15 protein-coding genes and 1 riboswitch are annotated in these 18,336 nt (G+C 44.5%); of the genes, 12 read left to right on the plus strand and 3 right to left on the minus strand.

The window, feature by feature from the left end:
* Window positions 1-69 precede the first annotated feature (69 nt).
* A complete protein-coding gene (locus tag LKE01_RS01450; RefSeq protein WP_056980907.1) occupies window positions 70-2,430 on the minus strand; it encodes an ATP-dependent DNA helicase in 2,361 nt (786 codons plus the stop codon).
* 143 nt (window positions 2,431-2,573) lie between these two features.
* On the opposite strand from LKE01_RS01450, the gene LKE01_RS01455 reads away from it, so the two are divergent.
* Window positions 2,574-3,167: a hypothetical protein gene (locus LKE01_RS01455; RefSeq protein WP_056980906.1), complete on the plus strand. Its 594-nt coding sequence runs from the start codon at window positions 2,574-2,576 to the stop codon at window positions 3,165-3,167.
* Between the two features lies 1 nt (window position 3,168).
* A complete protein-coding gene (locus LKE01_RS01460) occupies window positions 3,169-3,387 on the plus strand; it encodes a hypothetical protein (protein ID WP_054768817.1) in 219 nt (72 codons plus the stop codon).
* A gap of 37 nt (window positions 3,388-3,424) precedes the next feature.
* Here LKE01_RS01460 and dapF read toward each other — a convergent pair whose 3' ends face one another.
* The gene (gene dapF / locus LKE01_RS01465; protein WP_056980905.1) at window positions 3,425-4,417 is read right to left on the minus strand and encodes a diaminopimelate epimerase; all 993 of its coding nucleotides are present in this window, start codon (window positions 4,415-4,417) and stop codon (window positions 3,425-3,427) included.
* 12 nt (window positions 4,418-4,429) lie between these two features.
* A complete protein-coding gene (locus LKE01_RS01470; protein WP_056980904.1) occupies window positions 4,430-5,824 on the minus strand; it encodes an aspartate kinase in 1,395 nt (464 codons plus the stop codon).
* Between the two features lie 188 nt (window positions 5,825-6,012).
* Window positions 6,013-6,194: riboswitch (Lysine riboswitch) on the plus strand.
* Window positions 6,195-6,304: 110 nt separating this feature from the next.
* Here LKE01_RS01470 and lysA point away from each other — a divergent pair.
* The 10 genes from lysA to LKE01_RS01520 all read left to right on the plus strand — a co-directional run bounded on the left by lysA (window position 6,305) and on the right by LKE01_RS01520 (window position 18,234).
* Window positions 6,305-7,612 (plus strand): diaminopimelate decarboxylase, encoded by a 1,308-nt coding sequence (gene lysA, locus LKE01_RS01475; RefSeq protein ID WP_054768816.1) that lies wholly within the window; start codon window positions 6,305-6,307, stop codon window positions 7,610-7,612.
* Window positions 7,613-7,672: 60 nt separating this feature from the next.
* Window positions 7,673-8,383, plus strand: a complete 711-nt coding sequence (dapD, locus tag LKE01_RS01480) for a 2,3,4,5-tetrahydropyridine-2,6-dicarboxylate N-acetyltransferase (protein WP_054768815.1) — start codon at window positions 7,673-7,675, stop codon at window positions 8,381-8,383.
* A 4-nt stretch (window positions 8,384-8,387) separates the two neighbouring features.
* Entirely contained in the window at window positions 8,388-9,539 is a 1,152-nt protein-coding gene (locus LKE01_RS01485) for an N-acetyldiaminopimelate deacetylase (RefSeq protein ID WP_056980903.1), read from the plus strand.
* Between the two features lie 28 nt (window positions 9,540-9,567).
* Window positions 9,568-10,482 (plus strand): 4-hydroxy-tetrahydrodipicolinate synthase, encoded by a 915-nt coding sequence (gene dapA, locus LKE01_RS01490; RefSeq protein ID WP_056980902.1) that lies wholly within the window; start codon window positions 9,568-9,570, stop codon window positions 10,480-10,482.
* A gap of 45 nt (window positions 10,483-10,527) precedes the next feature.
* On the plus strand, window positions 10,528-11,301 hold the full coding sequence (dapB, locus tag LKE01_RS01495; RefSeq protein ID WP_056980901.1) for a 4-hydroxy-tetrahydrodipicolinate reductase: 774 nt from the start codon (window positions 10,528-10,530) through the stop codon (window positions 11,299-11,301).
* Window positions 11,302-11,320: 19 nt separating this feature from the next.
* Window positions 11,321-12,508: an aminotransferase class I/II-fold pyridoxal phosphate-dependent enzyme gene (locus tag LKE01_RS01500; RefSeq protein WP_054768814.1), complete on the plus strand. Its 1,188-nt coding sequence runs from the start codon at window positions 11,321-11,323 to the stop codon at window positions 12,506-12,508.
* Window positions 12,509-12,527: 19 nt separating this feature from the next.
* Window positions 12,528-13,607 carry an aspartate-semialdehyde dehydrogenase gene (locus LKE01_RS01505; RefSeq protein ID WP_054768813.1) on the plus strand — a complete coding sequence of 360 codons (1,080 nt, stop codon included), beginning with the start codon at window positions 12,528-12,530 and terminating at the stop codon, window positions 13,605-13,607.
* Window positions 13,608-13,791: 184 nt separating this feature from the next.
* A complete protein-coding gene (locus LKE01_RS01510; protein ID WP_056980900.1) occupies window positions 13,792-14,640 on the plus strand; it encodes a metallophosphoesterase in 849 nt (282 codons plus the stop codon).
* 308 nt (window positions 14,641-14,948) lie between these two features.
* Complete coding sequence (locus LKE01_RS01515) at window positions 14,949-17,348, plus strand: phosphoketolase family protein (protein ID WP_056980899.1); 2,400 nt, start codon at window positions 14,949-14,951, stop codon at window positions 17,346-17,348.
* A 124-nt stretch (window positions 17,349-17,472) separates the two neighbouring features.
* Complete coding sequence (locus LKE01_RS01520) at window positions 17,473-18,234, plus strand: hypothetical protein (RefSeq protein ID WP_056980898.1); 762 nt, start codon at window positions 17,473-17,475, stop codon at window positions 18,232-18,234.
* Window positions 18,235-18,336 lie beyond the last annotated feature (102 nt).

Genomic DNA, 18,336 nt, shown 5'->3' on the forward strand with positions numbered 1-18,336 from the left:
TGGCTTTAATTCAATTAACGAACAGCGATATTAGTATACACCCAATCGTAAAAATTGTAATGAGAACGCCTACCGATTCCCATTTTGCCAAAAATTCTGCAGGGTATTTTTAAGTTGATCGGCGTTATTGGTCACTTTAATATTTGCCCAATTTTGAGGAAAAATCTGGCGGTATCGGGTTTGATTAAATCGCTGATCCATTAAAACGATGATGCCTTTGTCGGTATCGGTTCGAATGACTCGTCCAGCTGCCTGACTGACGTTGTTGAAACCGGGGAGTTGGTAGGCAAACGAGAAGCCCTGGCCATTTAATGAATCAAAATATTCTCGGATGAGATCGGATTCCTTATTCATGCCCGGAAGGCCGACGCTGATAATTCCAACACCAATTAATTGTTCGTTTTTTAAATCAATTCCTTCAGAGAAAATGCCTCCGAGCAGTGCGAAACCAACCTTTGTCTGTTTATCGTCATTGCGAAATTCGTCAAGAAACGCGGTTCGGGCATCGTTATCCATTTCCGGCTTTTGATTAATCACGTCAATGTCTGGATGAAGTTCCACAAACTTGCTTAGCGTGGCGTTTAAATAAGCCATTGATGGAAAGAACATCATGTAGTGGCCGGCCTTTTGGCTGATCATGGTAAAGATGGTCTCACAAATCGGCTTGAGACTGTTTTCGCGGTTGGCGTACAGGGTATTGATGTTATTGGCAATGACAACCTGACAGTTTTCCTGCGGAAATGATGAATGAGATACCATGCAGAGGCTGTCTTCTTCGTTGCCCAAAACCTGTTGGTAATACGATATTGGGCTCAGGGTAGCTGAAAAGAGGATTGCTGCCCCACCCAAATTTAAGCTGGCCTTGAGCTGTTTACTGGGATCCATGCAGAACTGCCGGAAAATAATTGTGTGATCGCCAATAATGATCCGGGTCCGGTAAGTTTCGTCGTAAAACGTACTGATCAGATAATAGCGCCGGCACTGCAGATAATAATCGACGACCGCATCCACTGTGTCACTGGGCGTTTGGGTGGCCAGCCATTGGTGAATGGTTTCAATCAGGTTCTCAAGAGTGTTGTTAAAGTTGTCCAATGGTGCCAGCTGGGCAATCTGTTTATCAACTGTCTCTGCGGCCGGCTTACTGTAGCGTTTAAATGACCGTTTTAACGATTCGAGGCGTTTAATGACCTTCTGATTGGCAGCTTTGTGTTTAACCAGCTGTTCCAACAATGGGTTGATAGGAGATGATTCCAGGGTTGCCGAATACATTTCCCGTGAACGCTGGACCAGATTGTGGACTTCATCAACCAAGAAACAGTTGGTGGGATCGGGAAATGAGAAGAAGCGCTGTAAATGAACCTGTGGGTCGAATAAATAGTTGTAATCACAAATGATGACATCGCAAAACAAGCTGACGTCCAGTGAGAATTCAAAGGGGTCAACCTTGTGTTTTTCAGCGTATGTTTGAATGGTTTTCTTGGTAATCTGATCTTCATTTTGAATAATGTCTTTAATCGCAGTTCGAACCCGGTCATAATAGCCGACCATGTAGGGATTCTTCTCAGGTGGGACATCTTTTTCAGCCGGGAAGGCAATCTTATCCTTGGCGGTTAGCGTAATACTTTTGAGGGTCAGCCCCTGTTTGGCCATGATTGAGATCGTGTTCTCGGCAACGTGGCGGGTGCTTTGCTTGGCTGTAAAATAAAAAATCCGGCTAATCAACTGTTCACCCATTGATTTGATCGCTGGAAAGAGCGTTGAAATGGTTTTCCCGGTTCCAGTCGGCGCTTCCACAAAGAGATGCTTTTCCAACAGGATCGTCTTGTAAACGTTGGTGGCAAGCTTGTGTTGGCCGGGACGATAATCCGGGAACGGGAATTTTAGGGCTTTTGCTGAACGAATTCGCCGTTCGTCCAAGTCATGGCGCAGCTTGATCCACTGTTCAAACTCGGTTACCAGAGCGGTGAAAAACAATTCGGATTCAGTTTTAGTGAAGGTTTGCGTCTTAGTCGTTATTTTTTCGTCAGGAGTCTGGACATAAGTCAGCTGCAGATCAACCGACTTGATGTCTGCCTGGTGCATGACGATGTACGAATAGACTTTGACCTGACCCCAATAGAGCTGAAGCGTTGAGTCGGGCAGGGAGTTGAATTCCAGGTCGGATGTTTTAATTTCTTCAATCAGCGGCTTGCCGTCACGTTCGTCGATTCCGTCAGCTCGGCCGCTGATGACATATTCATCGTCCATGTACTGAATCGAAGTCTTTAAAGCGACTTCGGATTGGTATGAAGCCGGGCGGCTGTGTTGAATCTTTCGGTGAATCCGGCTGCCTTCCTGAGCGGTGTTTTCACTGCTGATGACGGGGCTAAGGTCACCGGTGCGCAGCAGAAACTCCACTAATTCTCTAATGCCGACTTGATGTACGGCCATCCTTAACCCCTCCTTTGATTTCGATATATTCAGACTCTATTATACAAAATTATTGAACATATGTTTGGAAAATACCGACTTTGAAAAATTCTGGATGTACAGTAAAATGATGGTTATGAGGTTTCACGAAGGGAAGGGCAATCATGCAGCCAAAATTTGGCAAGATTTATCGGACAAAACACGCGACCTATTTTGCGGTGGGCGAAGTCGTGACCCACAATCCTCAATTAATTCTGGATAACGTGAACTATATCGGCAAAAAGAATTTTGTAATCCATATCAAATTTGGCCAGGGGATTGCCAGAAACGCAATTCTGATGGTGAAAATGAATGGCGAAAGCTTACCGGCCTATCTGGATAAAACCGACATCAAGTTATTTTCTGAAGCCGTGAACCAGGATGAACTTCAATTGATGAATTTGGATGCCGACGAACTGAAGGCATTTAAGTCGGTGGATGAATTGGAAATTGAAGATCCCGAAGACGAAAAGATTGCCTACGTTGCCAGTATCCGTGAAAACACACTTCAACTGGTGGAAGATTATTTAAAACGACTCCAAGCAAAAATTGATAAGCTCTCACAGCGTAAGGCCAATCATTATTTTTCCAGCAAGGCGCATTACGAAGATGTCAAAACCTTTCTGCTGACCGTGGCACCATACATGGACCTGCGATTAAAAGAAAGTCAGGTACGCCAAGACGAATGGCGCCTGAAATTGCGTTTGGGAGGCCAGTGAAATGCTGAATGAAGAGAAGCTGCAGGCGATCGTTGACACGTTTGCCAAGTACAATATTGATATCAGGGTCAAAGGGATGCAGGTTGTTGGTATCAACGGCCAGCCAGCTGATTTTGACGCCAAGACCTTCATGCAGGATCAATTAATTGATATGATCTGCAAAGTGATGGCCAATCAGTTGATTCATGAAACATGGCTAAATGAGCAAAATAAAAAATGATTCAGCAAATTCTGCTGGATCATTTTTTTGTTTTTAATTATTTAACTGTCTGACTCTTTAATCCTTCAACGAACTTCAAGTAGGCAACCTGTTCGCCGGTTTCAGTAATCTTGGCGTGATCCAAATTGTTGGCGTGAAGATCATCATCTGGAATTTCAATCTTGTGGGTAAAGGTTGCGTTTCCGATCAAGTCAATTGAGAAAGTATCGTCGCGACTGTGAACCCGTGTCTTAACCATGCCACCGGGGTTGTACACTGAAATGACTTCGTCAAAGTCGGCAACGTCCGGATGGTTGAGGCAGAATGCCAGGCTGGTAGCCGACATTCCGGTTCCACAAGCATTGGTGAAGCCAACACCACGTTCGTAAGTCCGGACAAACAGCTTATTATGATCAAGAATCTGAGCAAAACTGACGTTGACGCCGTCTGGGAAGTAATCATTGGGATCATTCAGCATCTTCCCAAGTTGACCAAGCGTTTTTGAATGCATGGTTTCTTCGTCAACAAAGCTGATTAAGTGGGGATTGGGAACCGCAATTGCGGTAAACTTCAATCCTGGTGCAAATTGTGGCACTTCCTTGTTGATCAGCGTATCAGTACCTAAATTATCAAATGGCAGGTTTTCCTTGGCAAAGCTAACCGGGGAAATTTCAACACTGAAGGTTGGAACATCGTCGGCAAGATCGGCTTCTCGGTGAACATCCAAGTCACTATCCATTGTTTCAACTTTGAATGCGTCCTTCCCAAACTTGTCGGAAAGATAGCGGGAAACTGTTCTCAGACCATTGCCACACATTGAAGCAATGCTGCCGTCCGTGTTGATGACCTGCATGCTGCCCAATGCATCTTGATGATCAGAACTATCAATCACCAACAAACCATCGGCACCGTCAAGAAGTCCGTTTCCAGGCGCAGTAATGTGTTTGGCCAATGCGACCAATTCCGGTTGGCTTAACTTGGTCTTTAATTCAGTTTGATCCAGAATAAAGAACTTATTTTGTGATCCATGGACCTTTAATAATTGCACCATGATGTACCTCCTCTAAACTTCCGTCTGGTATTCAATTTGGTTGGCGGAAGGGTCTTCTTTAAAAAAATGTTCATAAATGTATTTTACCGCTGCGTCGGCATCAGATTGCCGAGTCCCTAACATGATTGAAATTCGTGAAGCACCTTGGTTGATCATGTGAACGGGGATATTGTGCTCAGCGAGTGGTCGAATGATATTCTCAATGGTCCCGACCCGCGCCCGCATACCTTCACCAACGACCATAATGATTGCATAATCATCGATCCAGTCAAGGGTGTCGGGGTGGAGTTCGGTTTGAATATCATGACACATTTTTTTAATTGTATCACTGTCCAACTGACTACGGTCAAATATGATTGTCAGGTCATCAATTCCTGAAGGCATATGTTCGTATGAAACACCGTATTTATACAGGATTTGTAAAATTTTGAGGGTAAATCCAACTTCCTTGTTCAGCAGGTATCTGTGAAGATAGAGGGCTGAAAATCGGTTGGAACCGGCGATTCCGGTAACCGGACGTTTGGAAGTAAAATCTTTTTCGGGAACGATCAGGGTTCCGGGAAGGTCGGGGTTATTGGTATTTTTAACGTTAATGGGAACTTGTCCCTGAATTGCGGGAATGATGGCTTCATCGTTGAAGACCGAGAAGCCGGCGTATGAAAGTTCACGCATTTCTCTAAAAGTTAATTTGTGAATGGGATGGGCATCGGGAACAATTTTAGGATTTGCTGCATAAATTGCATCAACATCCGTGAAGTTTTCGTATAGTGAGGCGTGAAGGCCACGTGCCAGAATTGATCCGGTGATATCTGAACCGCCGCGGGCAAATGTGGCAATCTGGCCATCTTTGGTAAATCCAAAGAAGCCGGGGAAGATTAATCTCTCATCGCCATACTTTAAGTTGGCGAGATTGTCGTAAGTCTCTTCCAAGACAGTGGCGCTGTTGGGATCATCGCTCAACAAGATGCCAGCTTCACTTGGATCAACAAAGCGGGCTTTGGTCCCCGCCTGGGTTAAGCAGGCGGCAATGAGCTCGGCATTTAAGCGTTCGCCATGGGCTTTAAAAGCCGCCATCAGGTAGTCGTTGTTCGGATATGGTTTGTCGGGCAGACCGGTTAGTTTTGATTTAATGTCGTCCAATACAGTTGTTGAAACGCCGAAGCCATTCCCAATTTCCTGATAGCGGGCGAAAATGTCCGCCACAATTTGAGTTGGATCAGCTTTGCCAATAATGGCATTTGCGTATTTGATTAATAAATCAGTGACTTTAATGTCATCCGAAAATCTTTTTCCGGGTGCTGAGGTAACGACGACTTTCCGTTCCGGATCACTTTTGATGATGTTGATCACTTTTTGAACGTGGGCGGCATCGGCTAACGAACTGCCTCCAAACTTAACGACTTTCATAACTTTTAATCACTCCCTGGATATTCCCATTAATTAACAATTCGGTTAGAGATTGTTAAAACGAATTTTAGCAGTTTTGAATTAATTTGCAAGAGCAAGTCTTTTTTGAACGCCTGCCTGCATAAATTTGCAAAAGTCGGCTTAAAAGCATTGACACTTTATGAGAAACATTATAAAATTATCACAATTAAATCATTAGAGGTTGCAACCAACATCAGTAATTAGTGGAGTTCCTACCTGGACTTTGAAGCTAACGAAAGGGGCGGTTGCCGAAGCACCATGTGAGGTAGCACTTGGCGCGCTGGGACTTAGCTTAAGAGGCTTTGGACTGTCGCGGCGGACATGTCGGCTGCGGGGCGCTAACGACAAATGATACGGAATATGATTTTAAATTCTGAATCTCTTTGTTTAGCTAAGCGCTAAACGAAGAGATTTTTTTATTTCCAGTAAAGATAACATTAAACATTTGGAGGAAAGAACATGACTAATCAAATCGACCAGTTATCAACGAACGAAGCAGGACACTTACAGATTGGCGGAGTAGATTCGCTGGATTTGGTCAAACAATATAAAACGCCTTTGGTGGTTTACGACGTCAAAGCAATCCGCGACCAGATCCACCACTTCCAAAAGGTGTTCCAAGATAATGGTGTCGACTTTGCAGTTAGTTATGCCAGCAAAGCATTTGCATGTATCGCAATGTTTCAGCTGATTAACCAGGAAAAAGGCCACATTGATGTTGTTTCCGGCGGGGAACTTTACACAGCTATCAAAGCCGGGTTCCCAATGGAGCGGGTTAGCTTCCACGGAAATGACAAATCCCGTGAAGAATTGGAAATGGCCGTGGATCACCAAATCGGCGTCATCATCTTGGATAACTTCCATGAAATTGATTTGCTGAAAGAAGTATTGGACGACCGCCAATCCCACATCAATGTGATGCTGCGGGTAACCCCCGGGATTTCAGCCCATACTCATGAATATGATCAAACTGGTCAAGTTGACAGCAAGTTCGGCTTTGACATTCAAAGCGGCCAGGCCCGTAAAGCTCTTGGACTGGTTCTTGAAGATGGCCGGATGAACATGTTGGGCATTCACTGCCACATTGGTTCTCAAATTTTTGAAGTTAAAGGATTTGAAATGGCGGCCGTTAAGCTCATCGATACATTGACGCAATGGAATAAAGAAATCGGCTACGTTGCCAAGGTTGTTAACGTCGGTGGGGGCTTCGGAATCAAATATACCGACGATGATGATCCAATTGCGCCAGAGATGTTTGTTGACGCGATTGTAAAGGCGATTAAAAAGCGGACTGAAGAAGCCGATTTACCAATGCCAGCTGTTTGGATTGAACCGGGTCGGTCAATTGCCGGTCCTGCCGGATATAACTTATACACAATTGGCAGCCGCAAAGATGTTCCCGGCATTCGTTCATACGTCACGGTTGACGGTGGAATGGGTGATAACATTCGGCCAGCCTTGTACCAGGCAAAATATGAAGCAGTGCTTGCCAAGAATCCAACCGCTCCAACCAAAGAAACGGTTCGAATCGCCGGTAAGTATTGTGAGTCGGGTGATATCCTCATTCAAAAGCAGGATTTACCTGAAACCAAGCCTGGCGATGTGTTGGCAATGTTGGACACCGGAGCTTACGGATACGCAATGGCGTCCAATTATAACCGTAATCCCCGCCCCGCAGTTGTCTTTGTTGAAAACGGCAAGTCACAGCTTGCTATCAAACGAGAAACCTTTGAGGATTTAGTTTCATTAGATGAGCGGTTGGATTAGAAGATTGTTTCTGTTAAATAAATAATTTATTCAAAATAGACATTAGATAGGAGAATCATAATGGAACAACTAAGTGCACGTGAAATCATTGATTTTATTGGAAATGCGAAGAAGAAAACCCCAGTGAAGGTTTACATCAAAGGATCAGTTAAAGATCTTAAGTTCCCCAAGTCGATCAAGGCATTTGCTGAAAAACACACAGCGACATTGTTTGGTGATTGGGAGGACGTTAAGCATTTCCTCAAAAAGCATCAATCCGAAATTGATGACTATGAAATCGAAGCTGATTCCAGAAACTCAGCGGTTCCATTATTAGATATCAAAAATATCAATGCCCGGATCGAACCGGGTGCCATCATTAGAGACCACGTTACTATAGGAAACAATGCCGTTATTATGATGGGTGCCATTATCAACATTGGCGCTGAAATCGGCGATGACACAATGATTGATATGGGAGTCGTGATGGGTGGCCGAGCAATTGTCGGCAAGCATTCACACATTGGTGCCGGTGCCGTCTTGGCAGGAGTTGTCGAACCCGCATCCGCCAAACCGGTTCAAATCGATGACAATGTCTTGGTTGGCGCCAATGCAGTTGTCATTGAAGGGGTCCACGTTGGTGAAGGAGCCGTTGTTGCTGCCGGATCAATCGTCACCAAAGACGTTGCCCCACGAACAGTGGTTGCCGGCGTTCCCGCTCGAAAAGTAAAGGACGTCGATGAGAAGACAACTTCAGAAACTGGCCTTGAAGACGATTTAAGAAAGTTGTGATTCAATGAGTCAACTTAATAAGGAAGAACTAATTCAAATTCGTAGGCATTTACATGAATATCCAGAGCTGGCAATGCATGAAACTGCCACTCATGCCTTTCTGTTAAAGACGATTCAATCCTTTAATCAACAGTACATTGAAATTAGAGAAATTCCTGATTTACCCACTGCATTATTGGTATCCGTCCATGGATCAGATCCAAAACGGACGGTTGGGTACCGAACCGATATTGATGCGTTACCCGTTACCGAACAAACCGGTTTGCCATTTGCATCCAAGAATGCCGGTGTCATGCACGCCTGCGGGCACGATATTCATATGACAGTTGCCCTGGGTGTTTTGAACTGGTTCACTGAGCACCAACCAAAAGATAATATGATTTTCTTCTTTCAACCCGCCGAAGAAAGTGAAAATGGCGGCAAGGTTGCTTATGAGATGGGTGTCTTTGAAGGTAAATGGCGTCCAGATGAATTTTACGGACTTCATGACAATCCCAACCTGCCTGCCGGTGCAATTGGCTGTCGGATGGGAACCCTGTTTGCCGGGACAACGGAAGTGAACGTTGACTTAATCGGTAAAAGCGGTCATGCAGCCTACCCACAAAAAGCCAACGATATGGTTGTTGCGGCAGCCGAGTTCATCGGCCAGGTTCAAACGATCGTTTCCAGGAGCGTTGACCCGATCGAAGGCGGTGTGATTACCTTTGGCAAGTTGGACGCCGGAACCATTCGAAACGTTATTGCCGGTAAAGCCCGTATCGAAGGGACCATTCGGGGGTTGACCCAAAAGATGATCGAACACATTGTTGACCGTCTGAAAATGGTCGCCAACGGGGTCGCAACCAGCTATGGGGCTGAAGTGAATATTCATTTTAACCAAGGTGGTTATTTACCAGTTGAAAACAATGATGAGCTGACCAAACGGTTTATTGAATTTGCGAAGCAGGATCCGGAAACCGAGTTTGTGGAGACTGAGCCGGCAATGACCGGAGAGGACTTTGGCTACTTGTTGTCAAAGATTCCCGGAACCATGTTCTGGCTGGGAGTTGACGATACATCTCAACTTCACTCGGCAACCTTAAACCCCAAGGAGTCTTCAATTCCCAAGGGTGTTAATTCCATTATCAGATTTCTTGAATATCGAATGAATCATTAAACTAATAAAAAAGAAAGTAGGGATTTGTATGATTAGTGCAGATATTATGACGGCGATTGTGACACCATTTGGTGAAGATGGCAGCATCAACTTTGATGGCTTGGAAAAGTTAACCAATCATTTGATTGATACTGGCAGCCGTGGCTTTGTGATCGGTGGAACGACTGGTGAAACACCCACATTGAGTCATGACGAAAAGATTGAATTGTATACCCGCTTTGCCCAAATCGTGAACGGCCGCGGAACAATCATTGCCGGAACCGGTAGTAACAACACTGCCGAAACGGTTCAATTAACCGCCGAAGTTGGCAGTATTCCCGGCATTGATTACGCATTGGTGGTTGTGCCATACTATAACAAACCAAATCAACGAGGGATGGTTGCCCACTTCACAGCAGTTGCTGAACAATCACCAGTTCCACTGATCATTTACAATATCCCTGGTCGAACCGGCGTCACAATGGCCAATGATACGGTTATTGAATTGTCACACAATGCCAATATTGCCGGCGTTAAGCAATGTACTTCATTGGAAGACTTGGAGTATCTGGTTCAAAACACACCCGATGACTTCAACGTCTATACCGGTGAAGATGCTCAGGCTTTATCAGCCAAAGCAGTTGGTGCCAATGGGGTTATTTCAGTTACCAGCCACATTTACGGCCGTGAGATGCGTCGAATGTACGACGCCCTTGAATCAGGGGATGTTGAAACTGCAGGGAACTTGATGCGTTTCTTAACCCCTAAAGTCCAAGCACTGTTCATGTACCCATCACCATCATGTGTTAAGGCAATTTTGAACGTTCAAGGCTTTGGTACCGGTGATTGCCGTTTGCCAATTCTTTCATTGAATGATGAAGAGAAGGCGACCCTCGCTTCGAAATTAGGTGTCAGCCGTCTTGAAGATATTCCAGTTGATGGAACTGAAATGGCACGCAGCTAACGATTGTTGGTTGGAAAACATTAAATAAGTAAAGGAGTTTTTTCGATGATTAAGGTTTTAGTTGCCGGCTTTATGGGATCTATGGGTCAAAAGACCGTTCAAATGGTCAACAAGAACGATGACTTTGAACTGGTTGGGGCTTATAATCCTGGCATTGATACCGTTCATCTCCAGGGAATGGGAATGGACGATCACGTCAAATTGTTTGCCAGTTTGGATGAAATCAAAACCGACGCGGACGTTTGGATTGATTTTACGGTTCCCGGTGCTGCATTTGAAAATGCGAAGTTTGCCATCCAACACGGGATTCATCCGGTGATTGGGACTTCGGGTATAACGGATGACCAAGTCGACCAGCTGACCAAGCTGGCAGATAAGACTCACGTCGGCGGTATCCTGGCACCCAACTTTGGGATTTCAGCTGTTTTGCTGATGAAATTTGCCAAAGAGGCTGCCAAGTATATGCCCGGTGTCGAAATCATTGAAATGCACCACGACGACAAGCTTGATGCACCTTCAGGAACTGCCTTGGCAACTGCCAAAATGATCGATGAAGTTCGTGGAAAGAAAGCTGCCCCGGCCACCGAAGAAACACTGAAAGGTGTTCGTGGCGGAGACTATGACGGTATCAAGATTCATTCAGTCCGGCTTCCCGGTTATGTTGCCCATGAACAGGTCTTATTCGGCAGCAAGGGTGAAGCTTTGACCATCCGGCAGGATTCCTTTGACCGCGGCTCATTTATGAGCGGCGTTCAACTCGCAGTCCCTGCAGCCGCCAAAGCAGACAAGTTGATTGTCGGTTTAGAAAATATTATGTAGTGAAAATCAGGAGGAAAACATGCCACAGTTAGATAGCAAATTATCAGGTGTTATTAATCATAATGTGAAATCAGTTGGGCCTTCGGGTATCCGTGAATTTGATCAGGAAATTTCATCAATTCCCGGAATCGTTAAATTAACCATTGGTGAGCCGGATTTTGACGTTCCTGAACATGCCAAACAGGCAGCCATTAAAAGTATTGAAGAAAATAAATCACACTATTCAGCCCAAAAGGGAATTCCTGAATTGCGTGATGGGATTAGTCATTATTTGAAAGAGCGGACCGGGGTTGAATATGATCCGGCAACCGAAATTGTTGTCACAGTCGGTGCGACTGAAGCAATCTTTTCAGCTTTAACTTCAATTCTTAATCCTGGGGACAAAGTGATTGTGCCAACACCGGCATTCGCCCTGTATTTCCCAATTATTAAAGTGGCTGGTGCAGAATTGATTACGATTGATACATCTGATGACGGCTTTGTTTTAACGCCTGAAAAGCTTCAAAAAGCACTCGACGAAAATGGGGACAGCGTCAAAGCAATTATTTTAAATTATCCATCAAACCCAACCGGCGTTGAGTACTCTGAAGAGCAGTTAAAAGCTTTGGCAGACATTATCTCTCAACATAAGATGTATGTGCTTGCAGATGAAATTTACAATGAGCTGACATATGGTGTTGAACATCATTCAATCGCTTCAATGATTCCAGGCCAAACGATCTTGGTAAACGGGTTGTCCAAATCTCATGCGATGACTGGTTATCGAATCGGTTATTTTGCTGCACCAAAGGATTTCGTCACCAACGCATCAAAGATGCATGCATTTGTTGTCACAGCGCCTTCAAATCCTGCTCAATACGCAGCCGCCGAAGCGTTGAATAATGGGCTTGATGATCCAATTCCAATGCGGGCCGCATACAAGAAGCGTCGTGACCACATTGCCGATCGACTTGAAAAGATGGGGATGCCCATTGTCATGCCTCAAGGCGCATTCTACATTTTTGCCAAGGTTCCTGATACAATAAATGAAACCTCAGTTGAGTTTGCCACTCATTTGGCAAAGGATGCTAAAGTTGGTGTTACCCCAGGATCAGCATTTGGCCCTGGTGGTGAAGGCTGGATCCGGATGTCTTACGCGGCTTCTGACGAAGATATCAAGTTGGCAATGGATCGGATGAATGACTATTTACTTGCATTAACGAAATAAAGAAAAGGGGATTAATCAGATGAAAGAGTTTAACGTCGCAATTTTAGGTGCTACGGGAGCTGTTGGAACCCGCATGATTCAACAATTAGAGCAATCAACCATTCCGGTTAAGAGTGTCAAGCTGTTGGCTTCATCACGTTCAGCCGGTAAGGTATTGAAATTCCGTGGTGAAGATCACACAGTTGAAGAAACCACTCCTGATTCATTCAATGGGATTGACTTGGTTCTGTCTTCAGCCGGTGGCTCGACTTCCAAGAAATTCTTGCCGGAAGCCGTTAAGCGTGGTGCTGTCTGTGTTGATAACACCAGTGCTTTCCGAATGGAAAAAGAAGTTCCGTTGGTTATCCCTGAAGTTAATGAAAAGGCGCTTTACAATCATCGTGGTATTATTGCCAACCCCAACTGTTCAACCATTCAAATGGTGGTTTGTCTTGAACCAATCTACAAGAAGTTTGGTTTGAAGCAGGTAATCGTTTCGACTTATCAAGCCGTTTCCGGTGCCGGTCAATCAGCCTTGGACGAATTAATGGAAGAATCCAAGCAAGTCTTGAATGGTGAACCAACCGATCCAAAGATTCTGCCAACCAAGGGTGACAAGAAGCATTACCAAATGGCATTCAACCTCTTACCACAAATTGATGTCTTTGAATCGGACGGTTATTACACTCACGAAGAGTGGAAGATGATTCATGAAACCAAGAAGATTATGTTGGATGACATGGATGCCAAAGATATCAAGGTTACGGCAACCTGTGTCCGGGCTCCAATTCGAATCGCTCATGGTGAGTCGGTTTACTTCGAAGTTGCCGACAAGACTGCTACCGCAGATCAAATCAAGGCAGCTCTGGATGGTGCTGACGGCGTTGTCTTACAAGATGACCCTGCCCACCAAATCTATCCTCAATCAATCGAAGCTGAAGGCAAGCGCGAAACCTTTGTTGGCCGTGTTCGTCCCGACTTCGAAAACGAAGGGGCATTTAACATGTGGGTTGTTTCCGATAACCTCTTGAAGGGTGCTGCTTGGAACGCTGTCCAGATTGCTGAGCATTTGGTTGCTGACGATTTGGTTCGCGTACCTGATAATCCATATCTCGGTTAATGTAAATATTGTTTGGAAGCCTGTCGGCCTGGTCGACAGGCTTTTTTGATACCTGAATAGTCTCATCTGGTCACAAATCAAGGTTAGAAGATTGATAATGAATCTTTTAAGATACTCAGATATTATCGACCAGATAAGGATATGAGATACAATTAAAGAAAATAATCTTTGGGAGAGGCTAACTATGCGCATCGGATTTGTGTCGGACTTACATACGGACTTTAACCGCCAATATGATTTCGTGACTGTTCTGCAGCAGCTGATTAACGATGAACGATTAGATAAAATAGTGATTATGGGCGATTCGGCAAATGACCTCAAGCGGAATCTACGGTTTTATGAACGGTTGGAAGACAGCATCTCAATTCCGTTTTACACGCTGGTTGGTAACCATGACTTATATGTGGATCATCCACGTGAAAAAACGGTTGCCGAAATCCAGCAGGCTTCCAGAAATGCGTACCACGAACTCGACAACCTGCCGATGTCATTAACCAAGCATCCAATTAAAACGGAACATTGGCTGATTACCGGGATCAACGGCTGGTACGATTACACATTTGCCAAAGACTTTTCTGAAGCTAAAGGACCTCGCTACGCTGACAATTTTGTTGCCAAGCACGTTTGGCCCGATCAAATGTACATCAACGGCAATCAAATCAGTTATCGGCGGGATCGTCTCTGGGTCACTAAGCAGATTTTTGGTTGGCAGCACCAAATCAATCAGATGAATGTGGCAAACAAGAAGTTACTGGTAGCGAGTCACATGCTGCCAACGAAGAAGCTGGCTCGCCAGATGCCGATTCCGTTTTACGATCGGTTTATGTATCAATTGGGTAGTGACCGTTATCGTCAGGTGTTTGAGCAAAACCACGTCAGCTTGTCGTTGAGCGGCCATTCCCACATGCCCAACCGGGTGGTCGAAAATGGCATTCACTACCAAAATCTATCATTGGGATATGATTTCCAGTGGCAAAATCCCAGTGACGCATTGGGTGAGCTAAAACGAGTGATGGATATCTTGGAGGATTAGCGATGAAACAAATTGAAATCTGGTATTGTGACTTGGCCTATTTCCTGGCTAAATATTTCCACATTCACAGAACAAAACACTATTAAATAAAAGCCCCCGTCATGAGCAATGGCGGGGGCTTATTAATACATATCCTATGATAAACGGATTTAATATAAATTTTGTCTATATTAAAATAAAATATCACAATGCTTAAACCGTTGATTTATCAGTACTTCAAGCATACAATATACTTGTAATTTGAATTTGGACCGGTCCAATAATCAAATTGGGGATAACGTTGCTGTCAAATTCAGGAGGTTACTAATATGACGAACTTCGATTCTGATGAATACCTGCAAAAAGTCAACATGTATTGGAAAGCTGCCAACTATCTGTCTGTTGGTCAGTTGTTCCTGCGAGACAACCCATTGCTCAAACGTGAGTTGACTGCAGACGATGTTAAGATCAAGCCGATTGGTCACTGGGGCACGATTGCCTCACAAAACTTTATGTACGCCCACTTAAATCGGGTGATTAAGAAATACAATTTAAACATGTTTTACATTGAGGGCTCTGGTCACGGTGGCCAAGTCATGGTTTCCAACTCATATCTTGATGGCAGTTACAGTGAAATTTATCCAAGAATTGCCCAAAACGAAACCGGCCTTCAACGATTATTCAAACAATTCTCGTTCCCAGGTGGGGTTGCTTCTCATGCCGCTCCTGAAACACCAGGTTCAATGCATGAAGGTGGCGAGCTGGGTTATTCAATCGCCCATGGTACTGGTGCAATTTTGGACAACCACGACGTGATTGCCGCCGTTGAAATTGGTGATGGTGAAGCCGAAACCGGCCCATTGGCCGCATCATGGTTCTCCAACAAATTTATCAATCCAATTCATGATGGTGCCATCTTACCAATGCTCAATTTGAATGGATTCAAGATTTCCAACCCAACCATCCTTTCCCGGATGAGTGATGCCGATTTGACCAAGTACTTTGAAGGTATGGGTTGGAAGCCATACTTTGTTGAAACCAAGGGTGATCCCGAAGATTATGCCCGCGTTCACAAGGAAATGGCCAAGACGATGGATACTATTATTAAAGAGATTAAGGGTATTCAAAAGCATGCCCGTGACAATAACGACGACACTTTGCCACACTGGCCGATGCTGGTTCTTCGTTCACCAAAGGGCTGGACAGGTCCAAAGCATGATCTGGACGGCAATCCAATCGCCGGATCATTCAGAGCTCACCAAGTACCGATTCCTGTGAGTGCCGGTCAAATGGACCACAAAGATTTGCTGGTTAACTGGCTCAAATCATACGAACCGGAAAAATTATTCAACAGCAATGGATCCATCAAAGCCGAGATCAAAGGGACAACCCCTGAAGGCAACCAACGCATGGCAATGAACCCAATTGTCAATGGTGGTATCAACCCGAAGAAGTTGGATATGCCTGATCCAGCCGATTACTCCTTGAAGATTGACAAGCCTGGTGACAAAGAAGCTCAGGATACTGAAGTGTTATCCAACTTCTACACCGAGATTATGAAACGAAACGGTCAGTCATTTAGAGCGTTTGGCCCCGATGAAACCAAATCCAACAAGTTCTTCTCAATGTTGGATTACGGTAAACGTCAATGGGAAGAACCAATTAAGACACCAAATGACGAAAACATGGCTCCTGAAGGCCGGGTCATTGACTCACAACTTTCAGAACACCAAGCTGAAGGTTGGCTTGAAGGATACGTATTAAGTGGCCGTCACGGATTCTTTGCCTCATATGAAGCATTTACCCGGGTCATCGATTCAATGCTCACTCAACACTACAAATGGCTTAGAAAGGCCAATGAACAGTCATGGCGTCATGATTATCCATCATTAAACATCATGAACGTTTCCCACGCCTTCCAGCAGGATCACAATGGCTATACCCACCAGGATCCAGGGATGCTTGGTCACTTGGCTGAAAAGGGTCATGAGCTGGTTAACGAATACGTTCCAGCTGATGCCAATTCACTTTTGGCCGTGATGAACACTGCCTTGCAGACCCGTGAGAAGATCAACCTGATTGTTGCTTCAAAGCACCCACGACCACAATGGTTCTCAATGGATGAAGCGACCAAGCTGGTTAACGATGGTTTGGGGATTATTCCTTGGGCATCAAATGATCAGGGCGATCCGGACATTGTCTTTGCCACTGCTGGAACCGAAGCTACAATGGAGAGTTTGGCTGCCATTGACATGATCCATGAAGCATTTCCTAAGCTGAAAGTTCGCTTCATCAACGTCATTGACATTTTGAGATTACGTCCAAGCAACGAAGATCAAGATAGTCGTGGCTTGACCCAAGCTGAATTTGACAAGTACTTTACCACTGACAAGCCGGTCATCTTTGCCTTCCATGGCTTTGAAAACACCTTCCGTGGCTTGGTATACAACCGTCATAACCACAACATCAGCTTCCATGGGTACCGTGAAAACGGTGATATCACTACGCCATTTGATATGCGGGTCTTGAATGAACTCGACCGTTATCACCTTGCAAAGGATGCGATTGGCCGAACCAAATATGCCGATCAAGCCGACAAATTTGTTTCCAAGATGGATCAAATGCTTCAAAAGCACCATGATTACATCCGTGAATACGGAACAGATATTCCAGAAGTCAAAAATTGGAAGTGGTCTGGTAATCTGACCAACAAACTAACAACAGAATAAAACTTTCTCTTCTTCGATAGAAAATGAGCTTATGAGTCCTCTAAATGGGGGTTTATGAGCTCATTTTTGTTAATTAATGGTATGATAAATTCGGAAAGACAATTGAATAAAAGGGGAATATCAGATGAAACTTAATGTCGAAATTAATGATCATTCGACGACGATTATTTTGCCGGATGAAAAAGGAAAAATAACGATTGCCAGCCAATCTCAGCCAAGTAAAAATGCTGTCAATCTGGATATGAAAAATGGAAAACTGGCTGGCCTCCAAACTGACGGCTCTGACCAAAAAGCAGATGGCGTTATGACGATTGAACCTGCGTGGGACTTGGAGCCTGATTACCTTGCAAAAGCTTTTGCTGAATATGCCGTTGAGCAGGGGATTTTTAAAAAAGACCCACTCGTTGACGTCAAGATTCCAAGTAATCAGCGAAAGACGGTTGAGGACTTTCGCAGCCTGATTTTGACCGTCCTGAACGGATTGGGGTTCAGATCATTGTTCATGCCCAAGAAAAAGTTCAAGGGTAAGCCTGCCCATCGATACACGAAACAGGTCAGTGAAATTCCATTCCATGTGGATTATGAAGGTACCAAGGCAACCGTTTATTGGCAGAAACGCAACGAGATGCTGCTGAAGGCAGGAGCGGTCATGAAGCCCAAGCCTGAATTGAACAAAGACGGTTCGCTTGGATTCTCAGCCAAGTTTGCTGAGAAGCTGCGTTCCGAACATACCGACAGCTTCGACAATTTTGTCACCACTAAAGATATTATTTTGAAATCAGTTAACGAAGTTGGCCTGTTCCTGTATTTTGGCGGTACCAACAGCTGGCTGGTCTTAAAGGATGATAACGGCAAGTCGATTAATGAGTGGACGGTTGTTAAATAAAAAATGAGTTAATTCTTATTTTTTGTTAATTTTCACATTGAAATTTCAGCCAAAAGCCATTTATTTTCCCATATGAACCGGGAATATATTATAATATTAGTA

It is taken from the genome of Lentilactobacillus kefiri (assembly GCF_007989105.1).
GTDB classification, from domain to species: domain Bacteria; phylum Bacillota; class Bacilli; order Lactobacillales; family Lactobacillaceae; genus Lentilactobacillus; species Lentilactobacillus kefiri.